Annotated in this window: 22 protein-coding genes; 12 read left to right on the top strand and 10 right to left on the bottom strand. The window is 56.2% G+C overall.

The features are described 5' to 3' along the window. Positions 1-6: 6 nt before the first annotated feature. The 4 genes from RRU01S_RS17655 to RRU01S_RS17640 form a co-directional block, all read right to left on the bottom strand. Positions 7-825, bottom strand: coding sequence for an ABC transporter permease (locus RRU01S_RS17655; protein ID WP_045231604.1), 819 nt, complete (start codon positions 823-825; stop codon positions 7-9). A 1-nt stretch (position 826) separates the two neighbouring features. Next, positions 827-1,714: an ABC transporter permease gene (locus tag RRU01S_RS17650; RefSeq protein ID WP_412674300.1), complete on the bottom strand. Its 888-nt coding sequence runs from the start codon at positions 1,712-1,714 to the stop codon at positions 827-829. 122 nt (positions 1,715-1,836) lie between these two features. Continuing rightward, positions 1,837-3,123, bottom strand: coding sequence for an ABC transporter substrate-binding protein (locus RRU01S_RS17645; RefSeq protein WP_045231603.1), 1,287 nt, complete (start codon positions 3,121-3,123; stop codon positions 1,837-1,839). Positions 3,124-3,160: 37 nt separating this feature from the next. Next, on the bottom strand, positions 3,161-4,249 hold the full coding sequence (locus tag RRU01S_RS17640) for an ABC transporter ATP-binding protein (protein WP_045231602.1): 1,089 nt from the start codon (positions 4,247-4,249) through the stop codon (positions 3,161-3,163). 238 nt (positions 4,250-4,487) lie between these two features. On the opposite strand from RRU01S_RS17640, the gene RRU01S_RS17635 reads away from it, so the two are divergent. Together RRU01S_RS17635 and RRU01S_RS17630 are read left to right on the top strand one after the other, a co-directional pair. After that, complete coding sequence (locus RRU01S_RS17635) at positions 4,488-5,201, top strand: GntR family transcriptional regulator (RefSeq protein WP_045231601.1); 714 nt, start codon at positions 4,488-4,490, stop codon at positions 5,199-5,201. Between the two features lie 58 nt (positions 5,202-5,259). Then, on the top strand, positions 5,260-6,036 hold the full coding sequence (locus RRU01S_RS17630) for an SDR family oxidoreductase (protein WP_045231600.1): 777 nt from the start codon (positions 5,260-5,262) through the stop codon (positions 6,034-6,036). Positions 6,037-6,060: 24 nt separating this feature from the next. On the opposite strand, the gene RRU01S_RS17625 is transcribed toward RRU01S_RS17630, so the two are convergent. Next, positions 6,061-7,959 (bottom strand): bifunctional sugar phosphate isomerase/epimerase/4-hydroxyphenylpyruvate dioxygenase family protein, encoded by a 1,899-nt coding sequence (locus tag RRU01S_RS17625; RefSeq protein ID WP_045231667.1) that lies wholly within the window; start codon positions 7,957-7,959, stop codon positions 6,061-6,063. Between the two features lie 121 nt (positions 7,960-8,080). Here RRU01S_RS17625 and RRU01S_RS17620 point away from each other — a divergent pair, with 121 nt between their 5' ends. Beyond that, entirely contained in the window at positions 8,081-8,773 is a 693-nt protein-coding gene (locus tag RRU01S_RS17620) for a TetR/AcrR family transcriptional regulator (protein WP_045231599.1), read from the top strand. A gap of 9 nt (positions 8,774-8,782) precedes the next feature. Here RRU01S_RS17620 and RRU01S_RS17615 read toward each other — a convergent pair whose 3' ends face one another. From RRU01S_RS17615 to RRU01S_RS17595, 5 genes are all read right to left on the bottom strand, one after another. Continuing rightward, positions 8,783-9,652 carry a shikimate dehydrogenase gene (locus tag RRU01S_RS17615; RefSeq protein ID WP_045231598.1) on the bottom strand — a complete coding sequence of 290 codons (870 nt, stop codon included), beginning with the start codon at positions 9,650-9,652 and terminating at the stop codon, positions 8,783-8,785. A gap of 61 nt (positions 9,653-9,713) precedes the next feature. Further along, positions 9,714-10,475, bottom strand: coding sequence for an amino acid ABC transporter ATP-binding protein (locus RRU01S_RS17610; RefSeq protein WP_045231597.1), 762 nt, complete (start codon positions 10,473-10,475; stop codon positions 9,714-9,716). 13 nt (positions 10,476-10,488) lie between these two features. Next, the gene (locus tag RRU01S_RS17605) at positions 10,489-11,325 is read right to left on the bottom strand and encodes a transporter substrate-binding domain-containing protein (protein ID WP_045231596.1); all 837 of its coding nucleotides are present in this window, start codon (positions 11,323-11,325) and stop codon (positions 10,489-10,491) included. Between the two features lie 32 nt (positions 11,326-11,357). Next, complete coding sequence (locus RRU01S_RS17600) at positions 11,358-12,008, bottom strand: amino acid ABC transporter permease (protein ID WP_045231595.1); 651 nt, start codon at positions 12,006-12,008, stop codon at positions 11,358-11,360. 10 nt (positions 12,009-12,018) lie between these two features. Further along, on the bottom strand, positions 12,019-12,687 hold the full coding sequence (locus RRU01S_RS17595) for an amino acid ABC transporter permease (RefSeq protein ID WP_045231594.1): 669 nt from the start codon (positions 12,685-12,687) through the stop codon (positions 12,019-12,021). Positions 12,688-13,013: 326 nt separating this feature from the next. On the opposite strand from RRU01S_RS17595, the gene RRU01S_RS17590 reads away from it, so the two are divergent. The 9 genes from RRU01S_RS17590 (at position 13,014) to RRU01S_RS17550 (ending at position 25,301) form a co-directional block, all read left to right on the top strand. After that, positions 13,014-14,561, top strand: a complete 1,548-nt coding sequence (locus RRU01S_RS17590) for a cryptochrome/photolyase family protein (protein ID WP_045231593.1) — start codon at positions 13,014-13,016, stop codon at positions 14,559-14,561. Between the two features lie 227 nt (positions 14,562-14,788). Then, positions 14,789-15,298 carry an RNA polymerase sigma factor gene (locus tag RRU01S_RS17585; protein ID WP_045231666.1) on the top strand — a complete coding sequence of 170 codons (510 nt, stop codon included), beginning with the start codon at positions 14,789-14,791 and terminating at the stop codon, positions 15,296-15,298. A 77-nt stretch (positions 15,299-15,375) separates the two neighbouring features. Next, positions 15,376-16,326, top strand: a complete 951-nt coding sequence (locus RRU01S_RS17580) for a FecR family protein (RefSeq protein WP_045231592.1) — start codon at positions 15,376-15,378, stop codon at positions 16,324-16,326. Positions 16,327-16,435: 109 nt separating this feature from the next. Then, positions 16,436-18,826, top strand: coding sequence for a TonB-dependent siderophore receptor (locus RRU01S_RS17575; RefSeq protein ID WP_045231591.1), 2,391 nt, complete (start codon positions 16,436-16,438; stop codon positions 18,824-18,826). Next, positions 18,826-20,064, top strand: a complete 1,239-nt coding sequence (locus tag RRU01S_RS17570) for an MFS transporter (RefSeq protein ID WP_045231590.1) — start codon at positions 18,826-18,828, stop codon at positions 20,062-20,064. Before RRU01S_RS17575 ends, RRU01S_RS17570 begins: the two co-directional genes overlap by 1 nt. A gap of 291 nt (positions 20,065-20,355) precedes the next feature. Beyond that, the gene (locus tag RRU01S_RS17565) at positions 20,356-21,678 is read left to right on the top strand and encodes a lysine N(6)-hydroxylase/L-ornithine N(5)-oxygenase family protein (RefSeq protein WP_045231589.1); all 1,323 of its coding nucleotides are present in this window, start codon (positions 20,356-20,358) and stop codon (positions 21,676-21,678) included. Then, positions 21,678-22,865 (top strand): MFS transporter, encoded by a 1,188-nt coding sequence (locus RRU01S_RS17560; RefSeq protein ID WP_052816123.1) that lies wholly within the window; start codon positions 21,678-21,680, stop codon positions 22,863-22,865. Before RRU01S_RS17565 ends, RRU01S_RS17560 begins: the two co-directional genes overlap by 1 nt. A gap of 13 nt (positions 22,866-22,878) precedes the next feature. Continuing rightward, positions 22,879-23,484, top strand: a complete 606-nt coding sequence (locus RRU01S_RS26085) for a GNAT family N-acetyltransferase (RefSeq protein ID WP_158006466.1) — start codon at positions 22,879-22,881, stop codon at positions 23,482-23,484. Next, positions 23,481-25,301: an IucA/IucC family protein gene (locus tag RRU01S_RS17550; RefSeq protein ID WP_045231586.1), complete on the top strand. Its 1,821-nt coding sequence runs from the start codon at positions 23,481-23,483 to the stop codon at positions 25,299-25,301. Before RRU01S_RS26085 ends, RRU01S_RS17550 begins: the two co-directional genes overlap by 4 nt.

Raw genomic sequence — 25,301 nt, 5'->3', positions numbered from 1 at the left:
GTCTCTTTACGACCGCAGACGGCGACGGTTGAGGTGGACGATGAGGCCGAGTGTTGCGGCGATAACGAGGAAGGAAAAGACCGTGGTCACCGTGCCCAATGCATACAGCACCGGCGTCGTCACATTGGTCGTCATGCCGTAGATTTCGAGTGGCAGAGTGTTAAAAGTACCAGCCGTCATGAGGGTGCGGGCAAATTCGTCATAGGACAGCGTAAATCCGAACAGACCGACGCCGATAAGGCTTGGTGCGATCATTGGCAAAACCACGTGGGCAAAGGTCTGCCATGAACTGGCACCCAGATCGCGTGCGGCTTCCTCATAGGCCGGGGAAAACCGGTTGAAGACGGCAAACATGATGAGGACGCCAAAGGGTAAGGTCCAGGTCAGATGCGCCCCGAAAGCCGATGTGTACCAGGAGGGTTCCAGCCCGAGTTGCTGGAAGACGACGCCGATGCCAAGCGAAATGATGATCGACGGCACCACGAGACTTGCGACTGCCAGATAGAACAGCGCGGTCGCGCCGATGAACCGGCGACGGAAGGCGAGACCTGCGAGCAGTGACACGCCGACCGTGACCAACATCACCATGATGCCGAGGCTGGCCGAACGCTTGAACGAGCCGCCGAAATCACCTACAGCCTGGGTTTCGAAGAGATTGGCAAACCAGCGGAGCGATACGCCGTTCAGTGGGAAGGTTAGGCCGCCATTGGGACCTTGGAACGACAGGATGAGAATGGCGGAAAGCGGGCCGTAGAGGAACAGCACGAAGACCGCAAAAAAGATCGCCAGAAGATAAAACTCGCGGCCGCGCTTGTCGCTGTGCATCTCATAGCTCCTTGCGGATATCAACGATGCGCAGGATGCCTGCGACCATCATCAAGACGAGAACGAGCAACACCACGGCATTGGCAGCGGCGGCGGGATATTGCAGAAGCGACATCTGATTTTTCATCATCAGCGCAACCGATGCGCTTTGACCGCCGGACATGACCTGTACGGTCGAAAAATCAGCCATGACGAGCGTTACGACGAAAATGGTGCCGATGGCCATTCCGGGCTTTGCAAGCGGGAAGATGACATTGGTCAGTGTCTGCCAGCTGGACGCCCCTGCATCACGTGCGGCTTCGACCAGCGATTTGTCGATGCGCATCAGCGTGTTGAAGATCGGGGTGACCATGAAGAGCGTGTAAAGATGCACCATGGCAAGCACCACCGCAAAATCCGAATAGAGCAGCCATTCCACCGGTTGCGAGGTGAGGCCGGTGCTCATTAGCGTCGAGTTGATCAGCCCGTTACGGCCCAGCACTGGTATCCACGAAATCATGCGGATGATGTTCGACGTCAAAAACGGTACCGTGCAGACCAGGAACAATACCATCTGCATGGCGCTGGTGCGGATGTGAAACGCCAGAAAGTAAGCGACCCAGAAGCCGATGACGAGTGTGATGCTCCACACCAGAAATGCATATTTCAGCGTGTTGAGATAGGTTTTCCAAGTGACCCACGACCCCAGCGTTTCCGCGTAGTTCATGGTCAGAAAGTCGGGATACATCTGGGCGAAATCGTAATCCCAGAAGCTGACGACGGTAATCATCAGGATCGGCAGCAGCAAAAACGCGCCGAGAATGACAGCAAGAGGCGTGGCCTGAAGATAGGACACAAGCACTGGCGACAGGCGAAAGCTCTTGGCGTTGGCGTCGCCAATCTTTTCCATTTCCGGAGACGTCATAGTCGCCATGGTCTTTTCCTCTTGCAGCGCGTGCGGTGATGTCAACGGTCTTGAAAGGGGAGGGGCCGGTCGTACCCGACAGGCTCCTCCCACACTTTTCGCCAGGCTTAAGCTGCGATGAATTCGTTCCAGCGGCGAACCATGTAGCGGTCTTCATCCATGACGGAGTTCCAGCACGCGACGTGACCCATGCGCTCTTCGAACGAGCCGCCATCGCGCACCGCGCCCGCCTTTTCCATGACCTTGCCATCGGGAGCGACGATATCGCCCTGCGCTGGCTTGCCTTCAATCCAGTAGCCCCACTCGTCGGCCGACATATGTTCCTTCGCCGTGTCCATGGCCGCGGAATAGTAGCCCTGACGATTGAGATAGGCGCCGACCCAACCGGACGTGTACCAGTTGATATATTCGTAGGCGGCATCCAGCTTCGCACCGGTCAGGTGCTTGGCGAGACCAAGACCACCACCCCATGAGCGATAGCCTTCCTTCAGCGGCTGATATTTGCAGGCGATGCCCTTGGAGCGAACTGCGGCAACGGCTGGCGACCACATGGACTGGATGACCACTTCGCCTGATGCCATCAGGTTGACGCTCTCGTCAAAGGACTTCCAGAACGCGCGGAACTGGCCGGCCTGTTTTGCTTCGATCAGGAATTCGATCGTCTTGTCGATCTCTTCCTTGGTCATGTTGCCCTTGTCGGCATATTTGAGCTTGCCCATAGCTTCCATGATCATCGCTGCATCCATGATGCCGATGGACGGGATGTTGAGAATGGATGTTTTGCCCTTGAATTTGGGGTCCATGATATCGGCCCAAGTCGATATTTCGCGACCCACAAGATCCGGGCGAATGCCGAGCGTATCGGCATTGTAGATCGTCGGCATCATCGTGAACCATTCTGTTTCACTCTTGGCAAACGTCTTGGTGCCGGGCTTTTCGACGAAGCCAACGGTGTGCGGGGCCGTGCCTTGTGCAATCACGCTGTCGGGTTTCAGCTTGCCGTTTTTAAACAGCGGAACGACCTTGTCGTAATATTTGAGTTTCTTCACTTCCATCGGCTGGATGACGCCTGCTGGATAGACCTTCTTGAGGATCCAGTATTCGATGTCGGCAATGTCATAGGAATTCGGCTGGGTGACAGCACGCTGGGCGGCAGCGTCGGAATCGGTTGCCGTCATCTCAAGCGTGATGCCGAGGTCTGCCTTGCATTTTTCGGCAATGGCATTGAGGTTCGATACGCCCGTGCCGAACTGGCGCAGCGTGATGGGGTTTTGCGCCCAGATGGTCGGGAAGCCGGTGATGGCGCCGGAACCTGCGACAAGGCCTGCCGCGGCGGATGCCGTCTTCAACAGCGTGCGTCTCGAAATGCTTGTTGGTTTCTTGGTCTCGGTCATTGCCTGTTCTCCTCTGGTTGATTTTTTATGGATGGCATCAGTTCTGCAGGCGACCGAGAACGATTGCGTCCTCGCGCGCCCAGGAAAGCGGTATCGCTTCGCCAACCTTGACCGGGTTGGCAAAGAATTCTGTGTCGGTCAGGATGGCGGTGAAATCATCGATCCCGGCGCCGGTGACGGATAGTTTGACCGACGAGCCGCGATATTCGATATTGGTGATGGAGCCGGTGAAGCCGAGCCCTTTTTCCGACGGTGGACCAATCCGAACATGGTCGGTGCGCACGGCGATATCGGCCGTGTCGGTTAGTTCTCCCCGGTCGCCACTGGCCAGAAACTCTCCACCCGCGGGCACGGAAATCATCAAGGCATCGCCGACAACCTCGGTTATGCGGCCCGAGATGACATTGTGGTCGCCCATGAAGCGGGCCACGAAGGCAGTGGCGGGCTTTTCGAAGATAACACGCGGATGGGCGGCCTGCTCGATGCGGCCGTCATTCATGATGACCATGATATCGGCAAGCGCCATCGCCTCTTCCTGGCTGTGAGTGACATGCACGAAGGTGATGCCGAGAGACGTCTGGAGCTTTTTCAACTCTGCGCGCATGCGGATTTTCAGAAATGGATCGAGCGCTGAAAGTGGCTCGTCGAGCAGCAGTGCTTCCGGATCAGTAATCAGGGCGCGGGCCAGCGCGACACGCTGCTGCTGCCCACCGGAAAGCTGGGCCGGACGGCGCGTTGCATAGGCTTCGAGCTGCATCAGTTTCAACATTTCCATCGCTTTTGCGCGACGTTCGTCCTTGCCGACACCCTTCATCTTCAGGCTGAAGGCGACGTTGTCGATGAGGTCGAGATGCGGGAAGAGAGCGTAGGACTGAAACATCATCGCGGTGCCACGTTTGGCGGGCGGAAAGTCCGTCACCACGGTGTTTCCCAGGCGCACGTCACCGGACGTGATGCTCTCGTGGCCAGCGATCATGCGAAGGGTCGATGTCTTGCCGCAGCCGGAGGGGCCGAGCAGGCAACAATAAGTGCCAGCCGGAATCTTCAGGCTTATCGGATGAACGGCCGTGGTGGTGCCGTAAACCTTCGAGACGGATACAATATCGATTTCAGCAGCTTTGCTCATCCGGCGCTCCTTGCGTCGAATAATAGAAAGCATCAATCGTGCCAGTTTCACTAAACCATTAAAAATGCTTGATTAGTTTTGATAGCCTTAGACACTCTAGTGACGTCCGATTAAAAATGAAGCGATCGTTTTCGATCTATTGCGTAAATCGTATGCAATCTTAGACCATGATCAAAAACAATCCGCTTGGCATGGGGTGGCCTGTCGCTGTAGAAAGACGAAGTGTTTGGATCAAGCGATGACCATCAGCGAAAAACTCTTCATCTCAGATACCTCCCAAGAGGACCGTTCTCAGGCCATCCGCGAGTCTTTGCGCAATGCCATCATCGACCGGCGGCTGACGCCCGGCACGAAGCTTTCGGAAAACGAGGTCGGTGCGCTGTTTGATGTCAGTCGCACAGTCGCGCGTGCTGCGTTGCAGATGTTGACCTTCGAGGGGCTGGTCAAGACGGAGAGAAACCGTGGTGCTTTCGTGTCCAACCCCTCACCAGACGAAGCACGGCAGATTTTTGCGTCCAGACGCTTAATTGAACCAGGCATCGTCGCCGGTGCCGTGGAGCGTATCACGCCTGAAGATATCGCCAACTTCCGCCGCCAGCTGGATGAGGAAGCCCGCTATATGAACGAGCGCGGCCCGACAGCACGCCGCGGCGAGATAAAGGCGTCCGGTGACTTTCACCTGATGCTGGCGTCGGTGGCTGGCAACGTCATTCTGCAAAAGTTCATGGACGAGCTTGTCGCGCGCTCCTCTCTCGTCATCGCCTTGTATGGCCGGTCCGGTATATCGAGCTGCGGCCATTCGGAGCATTCTGCCATGTTGGACGCGCTGGAAAAGGGCGATGGCGATGGTGCCAGTGCGCTGATGATCCGGCACATCAATCACATCGAGGCCGATCTCGATCTCAAACCGCGACAGGGCCTTGGGCTGAAAGATGCCCTTGCGTCACCGTGAGCGCATCTTCAAGATGAGCGGCAGATAGAGTTGGCGACGAACTGGGAGGGTTTATTGCATGACGACGACAGCTGGAAACAGGCAGGCAAAGGTTGCGCTGGTCACAGGTGGGGGAACCGGCGTTGGCCGAGCCATCGCCAAGGCGCTCGGTATTGCCGGATACAAGGTCGTGATATCAGGCCGGCGCGAAGAGGTCGTCAATAGTGCAGCGACTGAACTCGGTAATGAGACCGGTGCGGAGTTTCTTGCCGTTTCTGCCGATGTCGGCAACCCGTCCTCGGTGCGCGCATTGTTCGACACGATCTCGGACACCTATGGTCGGCTTGACCTCCTGGTGAACAATGCAGGCATCAATGTCCCCAGTGTTGCCATCGAAGATCAGACCTTTGAAGACTGGAACGCCATCGTGGCCGCCAATCTCACCGGCGCATTTCTGTGCAGCCAGCAAGCGTTCAGGCTGATGAAGAGCCAGTCGCCGCATGGTGGCCGCATCATCAACAACGGCTCGATTTCTGCCACGACGCCACGCCCGAACACGGCGCCCTACACGGCCACCAAACATGCCATTACCGGATTGACCAAATCTCTGGCGCTCGATGGGCGCGACTTCGACATTGCCTGCGGCCAGATCGATATCGGCAATGCCTCGACCGATATGACCAAGAGAATGTCGAACGGTGTGCGTCAGGCAAACGGCGAGGTCGCCGTCGAACCCACTATCGACGCCACCCATGTCGCCAATGCCGTCGTCTACATGGCCAGCCTGCCACTTGATGCCAACGTGTTGACGATGACGGTCATGGCGACAAAAATGCCCTTTGTCGGCCGAGGCTGATCCGCCGTTCGGTAATGCGGCTCATCAATCGCGAGGAAGACCCGCCGGGCGCAGCAGGCGTCGCTGCGCACCGATACGGAAGGGCGCGTTCATAGCACCATAACCAGCATACTGACCACGTCGTTCGACGATTTCAAAGAAGAAGCCTTCGCCGAAGGTCTGGCTATAGATCTGAAAATATTCGCCATTGTCGTCGCGGTCATAAAGAATGCTGGAGGCGCGCAGCGCGTCCGACAGTTCCGGCTCTAGGCCGAAGCGTGCCTCGAGATCGTCGTAATAGTTGCGCGAAATCGGCAGGGCGCGGAAGCCGCGCTGCTGTAGAGCCTTGGCGGTGGCGAAAATATCGTTGGACGAAAATGCGATATGCTGGATGCTGGTGCCAAAACCTTCCGCCAGAAACTTGCCCGCAAATGTTTTGCGATTGTCAGCACCGTTCATGGTCAAACGAAAGTCTGCCTTTGGCAGGCTTTCGATGGCTTGGCTGCGAACAAGACCGCCGGGCTCCACCACGTCCACCATCGGTGTGCGGCGCATCGAGAAGATAGACGTGTAAAACAACAGCCACGTGAGCATCTCGTCATAACGTGTGGTCTGCGCCAGATGGTCGATCCGTGTGAGGCCTGCATCGCCTGGTACGTCTGGTTCAAGCGGCTTGAATTCCTGCTCCCAGATGGAAGAGAGGGCAGGGGAGTCGTCAAGGAAGTAGATGACCCCGTTGCCGACACCCTGAATGGCGGGAATGGCAATTTCTCCGCTCTGTCGGGGCTCGATGAAAGTCTGCGCACCCATGGCCGCCGCGCGCTCCAATGCCGCCTTGGCATCCGTCACCTTCATGCCAAAGGCATAGGCGTTGGTGCCGTGTACGGAATAGGATGAGCCAGCAAAGCTTTCGCCGGTGCTGTCGGTGTTGATGACGATGCGAATATCGGCTTGCGTATAAAGCTCGACCTCTCGGTTGAGATGACGCGCCGACTTCGCAAACCCGAGCGTGTCGAGCAAAGCCTCCAGTTCGGCCTTCTCATTGGGTCCTGTCGTGAACTCCACGAACTCGACACCCGAAGTCTCCACCGGGCTTGGCATGTCGGGCATGGATATGCGAATATCCGGCTCCAAACGTCGCACCTGGTCCATCAGGTAAATCAGCGACCGGTGTCCGTCTTCGGCCAGTAAACGTGCTGAACCGCCGCGGAACTGGTCGTTGAAAATCTCTAGAGACAGCGGGCCGGAATACCCCGTGGCGGCGACGGCGCGCATGAAATCCACCACCGGCAGATCGCCTTCGCCCGGCATATTGCGGAAATGGCGGCTCCAGTAGAGCAGGTCCATGTCGAACAAGGGCGCATCCGCCAATTGCACGATGAAGATCTTGTCGCCAGGTATGGAGCGTATCGAATTGGGGTCTATCTTGCGCGACAACGTATGGAAGCTATCGAGGATGATGCCGACATTGGCTTGATCGGCGCGGCGCACCACCTCCCATGCATCGCGATGATCGCTGATATGGCGTCCCCAGGCTAAAGCCTCATAACCCACGCGAAGCCCGTGTTTGGCGGCGCGTTCTCCCAACTCGTTGAAGTCGTTGGCTGCGCGATCGACACCACCCAAGGAAATCGGCGAGACATTGGAGCAGATCAGCATCAGATCAGTGCCGAGTTCGCCCATGATGTCGAATTTGCGCTCGGCACGTTCGAATGCCCGCTGCCGGTGTTGATCAGGCATACCCTCGAAATCGCGAAACGGCTGGAACAGGGTGATCTCGAGTCCGTGATCAAGGACCATCTTGCGCACTTCGCGTGGCGAAGCGTCGTAGGTCAGGAAATCGTTCTCGAAGATTTCGACGCCTGAGAAACCAGCCTTTGCAATGGCAGAAAGCTTCTCTGGAAACTCTCCGCTGATGGAAACTGTTGCGATGGAGGTCCGCATGGGCAGCTTTTGCTGCGGGGTGCCGGGGATGACCATATTGCCTTCCTTTCCAGTGTTATGTACTATTTGGTTAATAACGGTGGTAATGGCTGGGGATGGGCCAACCGTGGATGGGTGGACAATGACCAAAGCCGCGACCTCTATCAATGCCAGCGTTACGCGGCAGGCAAAACGCGACCCTGAAGGCGTGCGCCGCGACATTCTGTCGGTCGCGATGGAAGAGTTTTCGCAAAATGGTCTGTCCGGTGCCCGCATCGATGAGATTGCAGCGCGCACCCGCACGTCGAAGCGCATGATCTACTATTATTACGGCGACAAGGAGGGCCTGTATCAGCAGGTTCTTGAGGAAGCCTACGCCAAGGTGCGCGGCGGCGAGAGCGATCTTGACCTTGACGTCATGGAACCGCGCGCGGCACTCGACAAGCTGTGTCGTTTTACCTTCGAACACCATCGTCGCCACCCGTCGTTTATCCGCATGGTCATGATCGAGAATGTTCATCATGGGCGCCACATGCAGGGTTCTGAGACCATCCGTCAGCTCAACCGTCCGGCCATTGAAGCGCTGGAAAGTGTGCTGGCGCGGGGCCAGAAACAGGGCGTCTTTCGCACCGGCATCGACGCGCTGGAATTGCACTGGCAGATCAGCGCGCTGTCCTTCTTCAACGTCTCGAATGTCGCGACCTTCTCGTTCATCTTCGGCAACAGTCTGTTTACCGAAGACGGTCAGGAAGCCTTGTCGAAGCATGTCGCTGATATGGTGTTGCGCTATGTACTTCGGGTCGATCATATCGATGCTACCGAAAATGGCGGTTGATGAAACGGTTCATGCGATAACCTCGGCCTCGCAGAGTTCTTTGAAGTGCGCGGTCATGCGTGTCGGGTCAGGTTCTTGTCCTGAAAACAGCCTGAAGGCCCCAACCGCCTGAAACACGGCCATGCCGCCGCCGGGCAGCGTCTGACAACCTTTCCTCGCCGCAGCCGCCAACAAGGCGGTGATCAGCGGCATGTAGACGATATCGGCAACCCAATGGCGGGCTTCGAGCAAACTCTCCGGCACTGGTATTCCGGGATGCGCCGGCATGCCGACGGGTGTCGCGTGGATCAGGCCATCGGCATGGGGAAGCGACTGGGCCGGGTCCTCGACCGCAAAAGCCCTGATGTCGCCAAATCGCTCGTTCAGCTTGTCCGCGAGGTTTTTGGCGCGGTTGATGTCCTGATCGAAAATATCGAGGTGGGCGATATCCAGCTTCAATGCTGCATGGGCAACCGCCACACCTGCGCCACCGGCACCGATCAGAAGTGCGCGATCGCGTTTCGCATCAGGAAGTCCGCGCTTGAAGCTTTCGTAAAACCCGTACCAATCCGTATTGTGTCCGGTGCGTTTTCCATCCCGAAAAACCACCGTGTTGACGGCACCCAGCATGCGCGCATCGTCGGACAGTGTGTGAAGGTGCGGAATGACGACCTGTTTGAAGGGGTGGGTGATGTTCACACCCGCAAAGCCGCGCGCTTCAGCTTCATCCAGCAAGGCGGGCAGAGCGCTTTCCGCCACGTTGCGGGCATGGATATCGATCAGTTCGTAGGAATAGTCGATACCGTGCGCCGCACCCTCGCGCATATGCATCGGCGGTGTCTTGGAAAGCTGGATATCGGCACCGATCAGTCCGACTTTCAATGATGGTCTGTCTGTCATGGCTGAGCATTACTCATTGAATGAGGTGATGGGGCAGGGCGCGGGACGTGAAAGGCGCCCATCAGTGATGGGCGAGAATTTCACCCAGGAATGTGCGTGTGCGCTGGTGTTTGGGATCGCGGAAGAACTCTTCCGGCGGAGCTTCTTCGATGATCTCTCCAGAGGCCATGAAGACAACCCGGTCGGCCACTTGTCGCGCAAAGCCCATTTCGTGGGTCACGCAGATCATCGTCATGCCGTCGCGGGCAAGGCCGATCATGGTGTCGAGCACTTCCTTGACCATTTCAGGATCGAGCGCCGATGTCGGTTCATCGAACAGCATGGCCTTGGGCTCCATGCACAGCGCGCGCGCAATCGCTGCACGTTGCTGCTGGCCACCGGAAAGCTGTGCGGGATATTTGTCTGCCTGATCAAGAATGCGCACACGCTCCAGGTATTTGCGTGCGGTCTTCTCGGCATCCGCCTTGGACAAACCCTTTGCCCGCATGGGCGCGAGCGTGCAGTTTTCCAGAATGGTCTTGTGCGGAAACAGGTTGAAGTTCTGGAACACCATGCCGACTTCCCGGCGCACGGTGTCGATGGCACTGGCCGAACTCGTGAGCTTTGTTCCTTCGACGGTGATCGTGCCCGTCTGGATTTCTTCCAGATGGTTGATGCAGCGGATGAGCGTCGATTTTCCGGAACCGGACGGTCCGCAAAGAACGATTTTCTCGCCTTTGCGAACTGTCAGATTGATATTTTTCAGCGCATGAAAGGCTCCATACCACTTTTCCACGCCCTCAAGGGCGATCAGCGGAACCTGAGCGGCGTTGGTTTGCGGCATGGTGACCTCCTGCTTACTTTACGGTGAAGGGAACGTCTGGCAGGGATTCCGGGAAGGCCGGAACCTCGCGCTTCATCCACTTGGTGTAAATCTTCGCCAGTTCACCATCGCCCTTGATCTTCACCAGGAAGGCGTTGATGGTTTCATTCCAGTCCTTTTCACCAGGACGGGTGGCGGCACCGTTGTAAAGTGTCGTCAGATCGAACTTCGTCTCATACTTGTCAGGCGCAGCCGCATTCAGACGGTCGCCGTAGAACTGGTTGCCACCGACCACATCGACCTGACCGGAAATCAAGGCCTGAATGTTGGCTGCATCGTCATCGAAGCGCAGGATGTTGGCGCCCTTTGCGCCAGCTGTGATCGCCGTGTCCATCGCGCTGGACTTCGGCACGCCAACAGGAACGCCGGAGAGATCGTCGTAGCCAGCAATTTTCTTGTCCTTCGGGCCGTAAACAGAAAGGACGTTACCGGCATAAGGCTGGGAATACTGGATTGTCTTGGCACGCTCTGCAGTCATGCCCATCGTGGCGAACAAGACGTCGACCTTGCCGGTCATCAATGCGGGAATGCGGTTGGCAACGGCCAGCGGAACGAACTCTGCCTTGACGCCGAGATAGTCGGCAAAGGCCTTGCCGATATCGGCGTCGAGACCATCCTGCACGCCGCTGGAGTTGACGAAGCCCCATGGGGAGTTGTCACCCTGAATGCCGATGACGACCTTGCCCTTGGCCTTTGCCTCTTCGACGGTACCGGCGAATGCATCGACCGGTGTGACGAATGGCAGGGCAACTGTTGCTGCGGCAAGTGCTAGCAGCATACGGCGGTTCAGTTTCATGCTCTTGGATTTCATCTTTTGCTCCTCCTTACAAAGCTGATGATAAATTAACGAGATGCGGTTTGAAGCCGCTTCTCGACACCGGCGCCCCACAGCGAAAGCGGCCAGCAGATGAGAAAGTAGATGAGTCCGACGATCGCAAAGACCGTCAGCGGCTTGTATGTCTGGTTGGATACGATTTGGCCTGCGCGCGACAGCTCAACGAAACCGACGATGGCGGCGAGCGATGTGCCCTTGATGAGCTGGACGAGAAAACCGATTGTCGCAGGCAGGGAAATTCTCAATGCCTGCGGCAGAACCACATCCTTCATGCGCGAGACATAGTGAAGGCCAAGCGCCTTGGCGGCTTCCGTCTGTCCCTTGGAGACGGCTTGAATGCCGCCGCGCCAAATTTCACCGAGGAATGCGCTGGCATGCAGCGTAAACGCAATGGCCACCGCAATCCAGGCATCGATGTCCAGACCCACAAGTGCCACGCCGTAATAAACTACGAAAAGCTGCATCAAGAGCGGCGTACCTTGAAAGACCGTTATGTAGCCAGCGGTCACGCGCTGGCTGACCTTGTTCTCGGCCGTTCTGGCCAGCGCAACACAAAGGCCGAAGACGCCGCCGCCGATGAAGCCGATGACCGTCAAGGCAAGGGTCCATTTCAGACCTTGCATCAGGAAAAACAATTCGTTGGGACCGATGGTGAACATTGTTTTCGCCTCACTTGACCGGATAGCTGAAGGAAAGGCGCGAAATCAGTGCGAACACGCCCATCATCAGAGAGGAAATGACGAGGTAAAGCAGGGTAATGGAGAAGTAGACCTCAAATGAGCGGAAGGTCTCGGCCTCGATCCTTTGCGCGACCGACGTCAATTCATAGGCCGCAATCGACGTGCAGACCGATGTCGTCAGGGTCAACATGATGAACTGGCTGGTCAGCGATGGGTAAACCGCGCGTAAGGCGGGCCTCAGAATAATGTGGCGGAAGATTTGTCCGCGACGCAGCCCGAGCGCAAGCCCTGCTTCCACTTGCCCCTTGGGAACGGCATCTACGCCACCACGGATGATCTCGATAGCGTAAGCGCCACCATTCAGCGCCAGCGCGACAATCGCCGTCGTCGTCGGGTTCAAGCGCAGCCCAAGTTGCGGAAGTGCGAAAAAGATGAAGAAGATTTGCACGAGAAACGGCGTGTTCCGGATAAGCTCGACAAAGCTGATGACCAGCACGCGCAGCGGCTTGAAACGGGAGCCGCGGGCGATCACGCCTAAGACGCCGATGATCGTTGCAAAGAACATTCCCGCAATCGCCAAGCCAATTGTGGCAAGGCACGCCAGAAATAGCTCGGGCAGGCGGTCATAGACTGCAGAAAAATCAAGCGCGTAAGACATCTATCCTCCCCTGTTCGGCCAGAACGTTTTACCGTTCTCCTCCAGCCGCTGCCGTCCAAATTGGGCGACAAAACTGATTTTTTCGACCCGCCTGCACTCGTGCAAGCTAAACGCCTCCCGCGTTTCGATGATCGCAATATAATGTTTGTACCAGTTAGTTCATTTGTGTCAAGCGCGTGTCAACGCAGTTTTGTATCGCTCAACAGAAGGTGTTTATCGGCCAAAAAGACGACCGCTGGGGCACCTTTTTGGCCATCGGTCCTTATTCCTATAATCCGCTATGCGCCGTCGCGCGTATTGTATAGAAACCTCTGGATATCTCCACCATGTCCGAATGTCGGAACCTCATTTTCATCCTTGGCGACCAGCTTTCCACGGCGATCTCATCGCTTCACGGCGCGGAGCCAGACCGCGATATCATCCTCATGTGTGAGGTGGCCGAGGAAACCACCTATGTCCGCCACCACCGCAAGAAGATAGTGTTCATCCTCTCCGCAATGCGCCATTTTGCAGATGAGCTGTCCGCACGAGGCTTTTATGTTCGCTACGTCAGGCTTGATGATGACGGAAATACCGGCTCTTTCACGGGGGAACTAAAACGTGCGGTGGAGGTGCTTGGCCCGCAACACATCATTGTGACAGGGCCCGGGGAATGGCGGGTTAGCCAAGCTATGGAAAGTTGGGAAAAGGAGACAGGCGTTCCGGTGGACATCCGGTCAGACAACCGGTTTCTCTGCTCCCATGAAGACTTCCGCCTTTGGGCCAACGGCCGCCGTCAACTGACGATGGAATTTTTCTATCGCGAGATGCGCCGTAAAACGGGCCTTCTGATGGAGGGCGATATGCCGGTGTCGGGTCGCTGGAATTTCGATAGCGAAAACCGTGCACCCGCAAAGCCGGATCTCTTTCGTCCCCGTCACCTCACGTTCTCGCCGGATGAAACCACACGCGAAGTCATGGAACTGGTGGATACCAGGTTTGCCGACCACATGGGCTCAGCCGGCGGCTTCTCATTCGCGGTGACGCGGGCGGATGCTGAGAAAACTGCGGATGCCTTCATTGCGGATTTTCTGCCGAAATTCGGGGAAACGCAGGATGCAATGGTGAAAGACGATCCCTATCTCAACCACTCGCTGCTTTCCTTCTATATTAATATCGGCCTTCTTGACCCTTTGGCCGTGTGTCAGGCGGCAGAACGCGCTTATCTGCAAGGTCACGCGCCCATCAACGCTGTGGAAGGCTTTATCCGCCAGATCATCGGCTGGCGTGAATATATTCGCGGCGTCTACTGGATGTTTATGCCGGACTATGCGCACCGCAATTTCTTCGATGCCACGCGTCCGCTGCCGGATTTCTTCTGGAGCGGAAAAACGGATATGGCCTGTCTGTCGACCGTCATCGGCGAGACCATAGACAATGCCTATGCCCACCACATTCAACGGCTCATGATCACCGGCAATTTCGCCATGCTGGCCGGGCTCGATCCCTATGCCTTGCACGAATGGTACCTGGAGGTCTATGCGGATGCCTATGAGTGGGTGGAATTGCCCAATGTCATCGGCATGAGCCAATTTGCCGATGGCGGGCTGCTCGGCTCAAAACCCTATGCCGCCAGCGGCGCCTATATTTCCCGAATGTCGGATTATTGCGAAGGCTGTCATTATGATGTGAACCGCAAAACCGGAGAGGGTGCTTGTCCCTTCAACGCTCTCTACTGGGATTTTCTGGATCGAAACTTGGACAAGTTGTCAGCCAATCGCAGGCTGGCGAAGCCCTATGCCAATTGGCGACGGATGAGCGTCGCGAAACGCGATGACTACAGACAAAGTGCTCGTGCGTTCCTGAAAAAACTGGACGATGGTGTGCCCGTCTAGAGCTGTCTTCTAAGGCGGTCACGGATGGTGGTAAGATGTAGACCCGTGCAATTTGGCCACAGCACTTTGGATATTTTTCCCCTTATCCACAACCAAATTTTTTTTGGTCTGGCCCTGACGCGCCAAGCTCTATAAACATGACCTATTAAGTCATGTTAAATTTATGTCTGACATTGTGGCCAAGGGTTGTGGTGATCGACAAAGAAGCTGTTGGATGTCGTCGGTTCATGAGTACAGCGTTGTTACACCTTTTGAAAACGGAGGAGAGCAACCGCCTTTTACGGTTCTTTCGCCACCGCCTTCGAGATCGTGAAGATGCAGCGGACGCGATGCAGGAAACGGCGTTGCGCGTTTTGCAGGTTTCTCAGACAACATCGATCGAAAACCCGCAGGCCTATCTCTTCCAGATCGCCAAATCGGTTGCGCGGCTGACAATTATCAAACAGTCGCGCGAACGCACGTTACTGGTGTCGTTGGAAGACGGGCTCGGTTTTGCCTGCGACAGGCCGGATCAGGAGCAGATCGTCACGGGCCGCCAGCATCTGGCGGTGATGGCCCGCGAAATCGGCGCGTTGCCGAAGCGTTGCCAAGAGGTTTTCGTCCTCAGCCGCATCCAAGGCTTGCCCAATGGCGAGATCGCGGCGCGGCTCGGCATCTCCCGCAATATGGTGGAAAAGCACATCATAAAAGCTCTGCTTCACTGCCGTCAGGCGCGGGCGAAAATAAACAGCCGGTAGGACGTCAGGCGCTCGCATGTTTTTCACTCAATATATAAGGATGCTGACCGAAACCTGATTGAGAATGGCGATCGCCCATGCGTGACACAGAAAGCGACCGAGCCGAAGACGGTCTTGCTGAACAAGCAGCACTTTGGGTCGCGCGCATGCAGTCGACCGATGCATCGCCATCCGATCACCAGGACTTCAAAGATTGGCTGGCGTCAGATCCTTCACACAAAGAGGCCTATGAGGATATGGCTGCCCTTTGGGGCGACATGCGTGATGTCCGGCTGACCTCACCTTCAGATCCGGGGGCAAAGCCGAGCCGAACGGTGCTGAAGACGCTCTGTCTCCTCTGTCTTTTGGGGGCAGCAGTGCTCCTGTCCCGACAAACCGGTCTGATCGACCGGTTGCAGTCCGACCATTATACCTCGGTGGGCGAAACCCGTGTGCTGATGTTGGAGGACGGGACTCAAGTCAGCCTCAACTCCGATACCGCTATCGAAACGCGCTATTCCGACCGCGAGAGGCGCATCGTCCTTTTGCGCGGGGAAGCGTTCTTCGATGTCGCGAAAAATCCGCAGCGTCCTTTCATTGTCGATAACAATGGCTTGAAGGCGCAGGCGCTTGGAACCCACTATGGGGTGCGCGCCGGAAATGGATCTCTGCCGCAGGAGGTGCAGGTTGAAGAAGGTGAAGTCGAGGTCGAGACGACGTCCGGCATTGAACGGCTGGGGGCAGGAGATGTGGCGACGCTGGATAGCGATGGAGCCATCGTCCGATCCCGGCAGGATGTCGCCAACAATACGGCTTGGCGTGAGGGAAAACTGGTTTTCTCCGGCCAGTCGCTGCGACAGGTGCTTCAGATCTTGGCACAATATCGCCATGGACGGATTGTCGTTCTTGATGACACCGCCGCACGCTTGAGCGTATCGGGCATTTTCGATCTTCACGACACCGATCAAGCGCTTCGGATTCTGGAAAGCAATCTCCCCGTTACGGTGACGAAGCTCTCCGACATGATGGTACTCGTCCGCTCGCGATAATTTTTTCGCAAAGCACGTCAGGATGTCAGGTCTCTTTTCACTCTAGGTCAACAGAGAGCATTGCGCGCTTGCGCGGTGCATTGCTGATCAGGCGTGAAGGGGCACTAAAATGATTTTAGCAAAGCGGGTAAAAAAGCGGCTTTGGCTGGCGACAACGGCGATGATTGGCCTGTCGATGGCAACCGTGTTGGGGACCACAACTGCGCAGGCGCAGACCACATCTACTGCACCCGCCGCCACCTTGTCCGTTCCCGCTGGCTCCCTGGAAAGCGCCATCCTCACCCTTGGCCGCCAAGCCAACCTGCGCATGCTCTACCCCTCTGCGATCACCAGGGGAAAGACGACGGACGGCGTTCGCGGCCCGCTCAGCGTTTCGGCAGCGGTGACTCAGCTTCTGGCAGGCTCTGGCCTGAATTTCACCATCACGGGCTCCAACACCGTCCGCATTTTCGATCCATCCACAGGCGCGCAGCAGGCTGGCGCTGTCAATGACGGTTCGACGGTTCTGGAAACAATCGTTGTCCAAGGTTCAGGCACCGGCGGGGCGACCGGCGTCATCGAGACGAACGGCTATGTTGCCAAATCTGGTCGATCGGCAACAAAGACGGACACGCCGGTGGCGGAAACCGCACAATCGGTATCGGTGGTTAGCCGGAAACAGCTGGATGACCGGCAACCGCAGAATGTAACAGAGGCGATCAGCTATACGCCGAGTGCGCGCGGTGGTCAGTATGGAGCGGAGCCGCGCTTCGATGCTTTTAAGCTGCGTGGCATTGAGCTTACATATACAGGTGTGTTTCGCGATGGATTGCGCCAGATCAGCAGCCCAAATGGCCTGTTCCGTATAGAACCCTACGGTGTGGAAGCGTTGGCCGTGCTGCGTGGCCCCGCAGCCTCCATCTATGGCGCCAGCAGCTCTGGCGGCCTTGTCGATATTATCTCCAAACGACCAACCGAAGAACCTCTGCGTGAAATCGAACTGCAATACGGCTCCTACGGACGCGTTCAAGGCGCATTCGATCTCTCAGGCCCTGTCACGGAAGACGGCTCGGTGCTTTACCGTCTGACGGGTGTCGGGCGTGATGCACGCAACGAAATAAAAGCGATCAAAGATGACCGCGTCATGATCGCACCTGCGATGACATGGAAGCCGGATGAAGGAACGAAGTTCACGGTTCTCGGGGAATACATGGATTCCACCACGGGTGGGACATGGGGATACATCAACGATGCCAATGGTGCGACGCCGGTCTATGGTGGAGACGCCCGTTTCAATGATTTTACCCAGAAGCAATGGCGCATCGGTTACGAGCTGGAACACGAGCTCACAGATTCAGTGACATTGCACCACAAGCTTCGTTACTCCGATCTCTCCACCAAACAGGAATACGCTTTTGCGGGCGTGCCAGGCCTTGTCTATGAAGACAACAAGGGTTTGGCGACCGACACCTATTTGGAAGGAGAGTTTGAGACAGGCGCAGCGCAGCACAAGCTCATTGGCGGTATCGACTACAGTTTCATGGAGTACGACTCTCGTCAGGGGTACGGTTCGAGCTCAGCCCCGTTCACGGACACCTTTACATATGTGCCCGACATTACGGTCTTCCAGAATCAGAAGCAGAATTCCATCGGGGTTTACGTGCAGGATCAAATCGAGATCGACGCATGGCGTATCGGTCTTGGCCTGCGTCACGATTGGCACGACAGCGAATATTCAGCAGGCGGCTTGAACTACTCGCGAAGCGATAGCGAGACCACCGGACGGGCGTCGATCGGTTATGTCACGCCTTGGAATATCATGCCCTATGTGAGTTATGGCACCTCATACGTGGCCAACCCCGGAGTGATATTGACATCCGCGAGCGGATCGTCCCAGGCAGAGCCGACACTCGGCAAGCAATATGAAATCGGATTGAAGTACGAAATACCCGATCAGAACGTTCTCATTTCTGCCGCCTATTTCAATATCGACCAGGAAAACGCATCCGTTTACGCCTATGATTCGGCTACGAGCCAGAATGTTTTGCGGCAGCTCGATATGCGCTCGCAGGGCATTGAATTTGAAGTCACGGCCTCGCTGGACAATGGCTTGAGCTTGACGGGTGGTTACTCGTATAATGACGTGGAAATCACAAAGCTGACACCGCAAACCGTCGGTCACCAGCTGAACTCCACACCTTACCATATGTTCTCCCTCTGGGCGGACTACGAAGTGCAATCCGGCGCTTTGGAAGGCCTAGGTGTGGGTGCCGGTGTACGTTACGTCGGTTCAAGCTTCGGCGATGATCTTCATACCCCGGTGTTCAACAATGGAGCGCGAACCTTTGTGGATGCAGCAGTTCGCTACGATCTTGGTAAACTGAATGACGCAATGGAAGGTGTGAAGTTGCAGGTCAACGCGACCAATCTCCTTAACGAAGTCAATCAAGTGTGCACCACGGGCTTCTGCTACTACGATGAAGGCCGCAAAGTTGTCGCCAGCATGAAGTACAGCTTCTGATGTTGCAAGCCACCCACGCTGACACAAAGCCGTCGCCCGTCTCCGTCTTCGCTGCGGTAGGCGGTCTTTATGTCGGGCAGAGCGTGATCGGTGGATTGACGTTCCTCGGGCTTCCAGCTGTTTTGAGAACGGCCGGGCTTCCGCTGGATCAGATCGGGCTTTTGTACCTGATCGTGCTGCCATGGGCGCTGAAATTTCTTTGGTCGCCGTTCATCGAACGTTACCGGCTGCCGCGCGTAGGGAAAAACAGGTCGCGGATCATCGTCGGCGCAGGTGTCGGGATTTGCGCGTGCGGCTTGGTCTTCCTTGCCTTCACAGGGCCGTCGCCTGTGAGTATGGCCATTGCCATTCTCTTCGTCGTCGCCGTCGTGACCGCGACGGTCGATATTGCCTGCGATGGCTACGCTGTCGAAACGCTCTCGGCGGAGCACCATGGCTGGGCAAATGCCGCTCAGGTGGGTGGCTCTTATCTAGGTTCCGCCATCGGTGCCGGTCTGTTCCTCGTCCTTGTCGATTGGTATGGATGGCAAAGCGCGACCTTGGTCATGGCGGGCCTCGTGGTTCTGTTGGCGTTGCCTTTCATTTTCGGGCCAGCCGCGAAAGCGAAGATCGAGACCCGCGATCAGATGCCTTCCATGCGTCGCGCGCTCAACCGACCACATATCAGAACCGGCCTCGTCATCGCTGCGGTCTATGTCGCGGCACAAAAATGGGGGCTGGCGATGCTCGGCCCGTTCCTCATCGATTATGGTTTTGACCTTGCAACATTGGGAACGTTCAACGGCGTTGGCAGCATGATCGTCGGCTTCGGCGGAGCCCTTTTGGGCGGGCTGTTGGTGCGTCTCTACGGTTCGTCGCGTGTGCTTGTTTTCTCGATTGTCGCGCAGACGGTTTTGCTATGCGCCTTCGCCGCCTTCAGTCTTCATCGCGACATCGCAGACTGGGTGGTTATGGCAGTTGCGATCACCAGTTCCTCCGGTGTCATGTCGATTGGTTTTGTCGCGCTCTATGCCTGCTTCATGGGCTGGTCCGACCCGCGACAGGCGGGCGTGGACTTTACCTTGTTCCAGTGCATGGATGGCATCGTCAGCATGGCGGGTGGAATAGGCGCAGGCGCCATTGCCGAGCGCTTCGGCTACCACACAGCGTTCTTTATTGCCGCAGCCATATCTGCCGCCGCCGTTCCCATCATTGCGCTACTTTCGAGGCGGAATGCGGCTCTGATGGCGACGTCGTGATGCTCTTATAGGATGTATTCAGTGGCGCTCTTTTGGCGCGCTTAGCAGTTGATTCCGCGACGAAACTTAATCTCATATGGCCGACGTTCGAAGCGTCGCTTGCACATGTGCACGCGTTGTTGCGATACTGTAAACTACAGATTTAACGGTGATATTTAAGGCGAAATTATGCCTGTCGTACGTCTTTCGCTACTTCAATATATATATTTTTACCCCTAAAAACTCATCAAATTTAATACTTGATTTATTTTATCATATTTATGAAAACTAGCGCCAACGTCGGAGGCGCCAATGGAAAATGCAATTTATGATTTTACCGGTGTCGGGCTTGGCCCGTTCAATTTAGGTCTGGCTTGCCTTGCCAGGCCTGTCCCTGAACTACGGTCTATATTCCTGGACCGTAACCAGGGCTTCAACTGGCATCCCGGAATGCTCTTGGAAAATGCGACACTACAGACGCCTTTCATGGGCGATCTCGTCACTTTGGCAGATCCGACCAGCCCCTTCACCTTCCTCAATTATGTGAAGGAACAGGGCAAGATTTACTCGTTCTATACGCGCGAGGACTTCTTCCTTCTGCGCAACGAGTATAATCTGTATTGCCAATGGGCGGCTGCGAAACTGGACAATCTGAGGTTCGGCCACACTGTCAAAGACGTCAGGTACGACAAGGCAGCCAGCACCTACAAGCTGACAGTCGCCGACCGTCTGGGCGGCATAAAAAATATAGAAACCCGCAAGCTTGTCGTGGGAACGGGAACGTCGCCATCGGTGCCAGCATGCTGCAAAAGGCTGGCCCAGCACATGACCCATTCGTCACAATATCTGACGAATAAAAAGCAGCTTCAGGCTCGGCAATCCATCGTCATCGTCGGAAGTGGACAGAGCGCTGCCGAAATCTATTACGATCTCCTGTCGGATATCGATAATCACGATTATAGCCTCGACTGGGTCACGCGGTCGCCACGTTTCTTCCCTCTGGATTTGACGAAACTCAATCTGGAGATGACATCGCCGGAATACGCACGGTACTTTCATAATCTACCGGATGACACGCGAGATCGGGTTTTGCAGGAGCAGTCGGCACTCTTCAAGGGCATCAATGCCAGCCTGCTAAAGGATATCTATGACCTTCTCTACCGCAAGAGCCTGAAGGGAAGTGTCGAGACCAATCTCATTCCCAACAGTGAGTTGGTGGATGTGCGCCATTCGCCCGGACGGCAAAATTTTTCTCTGGAATTTCGTCAGCGGGAACAGGACATTACGTTCACGCGCCAGGCAGGTGCGGTCATCCTGGCCACCGGCTACGACTACAAGGAACCGGAGTTTCTGGGCGGCATTGCCGAGCGCCTCAAGCGCGACAGCAAAGGCAGGCTGGATGTCGGCGCCAATTATGCGGTGGACTGTGCCGGAAACGAGGTCTTCGTTCAGAACCTGGATATACACACCCACGGCTTCGTCGCGCCTGATCTTGGCATGGCTTGCTTGAGAAACGCCACGATCTTGCGTGAAATCGCAGGATACGAGGTCTACGCCATAGAGCAGGAGACAGCCTTCCAGACGTTCGACGTGCGGGGTCTCAGCGAAGTTCCGTCCGCACGCGTGGTGGCCTGATGCTGAGAATAGCTCTGCTGGTGATGACGGCCATCGCCGTTGTCAGTGACACGATGCTTCTGCCGTATTATCCGCAACTCTTTGCGGCCCGCTTCGGCATTTCATCGTCATTTACGGTCGGGGCATATCTGGCGTCGATATCACTTGCCGTCATGCTGGCCTTTCCGGCATGGGTCACTATCGCCAAGCGGCGCGATACGATTGCGGTGCTCATCTGGACACAAGTGGCCGCCGCCGGCTTCAGCCTCGCCTGCTACATGGCGACAGACATTGCCAGCTTCTGGGTCTCATCGATTGTGATGGTGTGCTTCAAGGCAAGCTACCTGCTGATGTATCCTTACGTCATCGCCATGCAGCCTGTCGAAAAGCACGCAGCGACAATCGGTGGCCTAGCTGTCATCGTCCATTTCGGCGGTATCGTCGGCGCGGTGTCCGGTGGACATGTCGTTGCGTCCTACGGATATGCACTGCCCTATGTCATCATGGGTCTCGGCGATATCATCCAGGCGGCCATTTGCGCGGTTCTCCTCAAAACAGCCTCCGTGGCCAGTGCCCGGCAATCCAGTGTCGAGGATACCAAAGGCATCATCGCTGTGACGCGCGAAGAGAGGAAAAATTTCACGTCGTTACTGGTCGTGATGTTCTTCTTCTACTTCGGGTTTTACCTGTCGATGCCGTTCATGACGGTATGGTGGCAGTCCGTTGCCGGAAATGCCTCGCTTGATCTGACAGGGTTCGTCTACGCCATACCCGGCTTTGTGGCCATCGTCATCTTGGCGCACGGGTTTTGGCGCGGTGGTGCCAGCCAGGTCTGGCGCCGCAACGAAATTGGCCTCGTGCTCACCAGCCTCGGTCTGGCGATACAGGCCGTTCCCAATCAGGCCTGCATTATCATCGGTCGCATCATCTACGGCATCGGACTTTATCGCGTCACCATCGGTCTTGATGCACTGTTTTTCGAACGCGCCCAAAAGGCCCACTATGCGTCCGGCTTCAGCCTTCTCAACATTGCCCGCAACAGCGGTGTGATGCTGGCGGCACTGGTCAGCGGAATGCTGACGCAGCGCTTCGGGGAAGGCCTTTCATTCGTCGTCGCTGCCATATTCGTGCTCGCCACGCTGTTTCTCTACCGCGTGACCTTGAGACCAAGCCTAGGGTCATCAAGCCCCAGCCCACAACTCGCCTGAAAAGGGGATAACAGTGCTCAACACAAAACGTTCGATCAATACAGAACGCCCGGTCGTCTTCGCGCAACATCATGCGCAGGTGGGCGAACTCTCGCTATGCCCGCTTGAACCGGCGGCCGATAGCGCAAATCTGCATGACTGGTTCACGCGGGATTACGCCCGTTTCTGGAATATGGGTCATTATTCGCAACATGAAATCGCTGCCTTCTACGCGAAGCTCAATGCCAGTGGTCATGCCTCAAGCTACATGGGTTTTTTCGAAGGCGAACCCGCCTTCATCGTCGAATCCTACGATCCCCGGCATGATCAGGTCGGCAAGCATTATGAGGTGGAAGAGGGCGACTGGGGCATGCATTTTCTCGTCGCGCCCCCGCGTCAAAAAATCCCCGGCTTCACACTTGCCATCATCCGCACGGTCTTGAGCTTCCATTTCGACAATCCGCTCATCAAACGCCTCGTGGTCGAGCCCGATGTTCGAAACGAGAAGGTTCACGAACTCAACCGCAAAGTTGGCTTCGTCAGCGCACGCAACATAGAGCTTGAAGAAAAGACAGCGCTTTTGTCTTTCGTCACCCGCGATGCGTTTTACAAAACTCTCGAACAGGACATAAACGAATGAATATCTCCGCGTTCCCAACACCTTCCTTTTCGCCTGAAAAAGCATCTGCACATCTCGGTCCACTGGTGTGGGAGGATGTCAATCGGCACCTTGTGCATAAGGCGCTGGCAGAGTTTTCCCACGAGCTGCTTCTGTCTCCCCAGCTTATTTCAAGCGAGGGCGACTGGGGGCTCTACGAGGTGCGGCCCGAACAGGACAGTGCGGCCGTCTATCGCTTCAAAGCGAGACGCCTGGCATTGGATCATTGGTCCATTGACTCTGAGACCATCGAGAAAACGATTGCGGGTGAGGTGGCAGCGCTGGATGCACTGTCTTTGATCCTCGAATTTGCGCAGACGTTGGGCATTAAGGAAGCCATGCTGCCCACCTATCTGGAGGAGGTGTCCACGACATTGTACGGCGCATCCTACAAACGCGAGGAGCGCCATATATCCTCCAGACAGCTTTCCGTGGCTGATTATCAGACGATTGAGGCGGGCATGACGGAGGGGCATCCGACCTTCATTGCCAACAATGGACGCATCGGTTTCGATGCCATCGATTACCGCCTTTACGCACCTGAAGCGGCTCACCCCGTTCAGATCATATGGCTGGCCGTCAGCAAGGAGCGGGCGACCTTCACCTCGATTACCGCGCTCGATTATCACAGCCTGATTGCAGCAGAACTGGATGAAGCGACGCTACAAGGCTTCGAAACGCGTCTGACGCGGCTTGGTCTCAACCCGGATGATTACTGGCTGATGCCAGCTCACCCGTGGCAATGGTTCAACAAGCTGGCGATCACCTTTGCTGCCGATGTCGCACGTCGCTACATCGTGTGCCTCGGTTACGGCAACGACAGCTACAATGCCCAGCAGTCGATCAGAACGTTCTTCAACGCCACCGACAATCGCAAGCACTATGTCAAAACCGGAATTTCCGTTCTGAATATGGGCTTCATGCGCGGCCTGTCACCCAAATACATGCTGGCAACACCGGCTATCAACGAGTGGCTGGATGATCTGGTTTCTGCCGATGACTATCTGCGCCAGAACGGTTTCAGCATTCTGCGTGAAGTCGCCGCCATCGGTTACCGCTATCCTTATTACGATCAAGGGCTGAAGCTCGATTCGCCCTACAAGAAGATGCTTTCGGCACTGTGGCGGGAAAGCCCCCTGCCGCGACTGCGCGCCAATGAGCGCATCATGACGATGGCTGCGTTGCTGCATAAGGACAAGGATGGCGTCTCGCTTGTTGCGGAACTGATCGCGGCCTCGGGTCTCGATGCACAGGACTGGATAGCGGCTTACCTCAAAGCCTATCTGGCGCCCCTCATTCATTGCTTCTATCGCTACGATCTCGCCTTCATGCCGCACGGTGAAAATCTCATCCTCGTGCTGGAAGACAATCTCCCGGTCCGCGCCATCATGAAGGACATCGGCGAGGAGATCGGCATTCTGAATGGGTCGATCGAGGTGCCGGAAGAGATATCCCGCATATCCTATACGCTGGACGAAAAGATGAAGCCGAACTGCATCTTCACCGATGTATTCGATTGCTTCTTCCGCTATCTCTCCGCAATACTTCATGAAACCGACACGTTGCATGAAGACCGCTTCTGGAGCCTGGTTGCCGAATGCTTCCGCACCTATCAGGCCGAACATCCTCAATACACGGACAAATACCAGCGCTACGATTTCTTCGCGGACCGCTTCGTGCGCAATTGCCTAAACCGACTGCAACTCAACAACAACCAGCAAATGCTGGATTTGCTCAACCCGGAAGACAGCCTCCAATATATTGGTGAGCTTGAAAACCCGCTGGCGCGCTTCCGCTAA

The organism is Agrobacterium rubi TR3 = NBRC 13261 (genome assembly GCF_000739935.1).
Classification (GTDB): domain Bacteria; phylum Pseudomonadota; class Alphaproteobacteria; order Rhizobiales; family Rhizobiaceae; genus Agrobacterium; species Agrobacterium rubi.
This window is presented reverse-complemented; position numbering and strand designations above follow the sequence as displayed.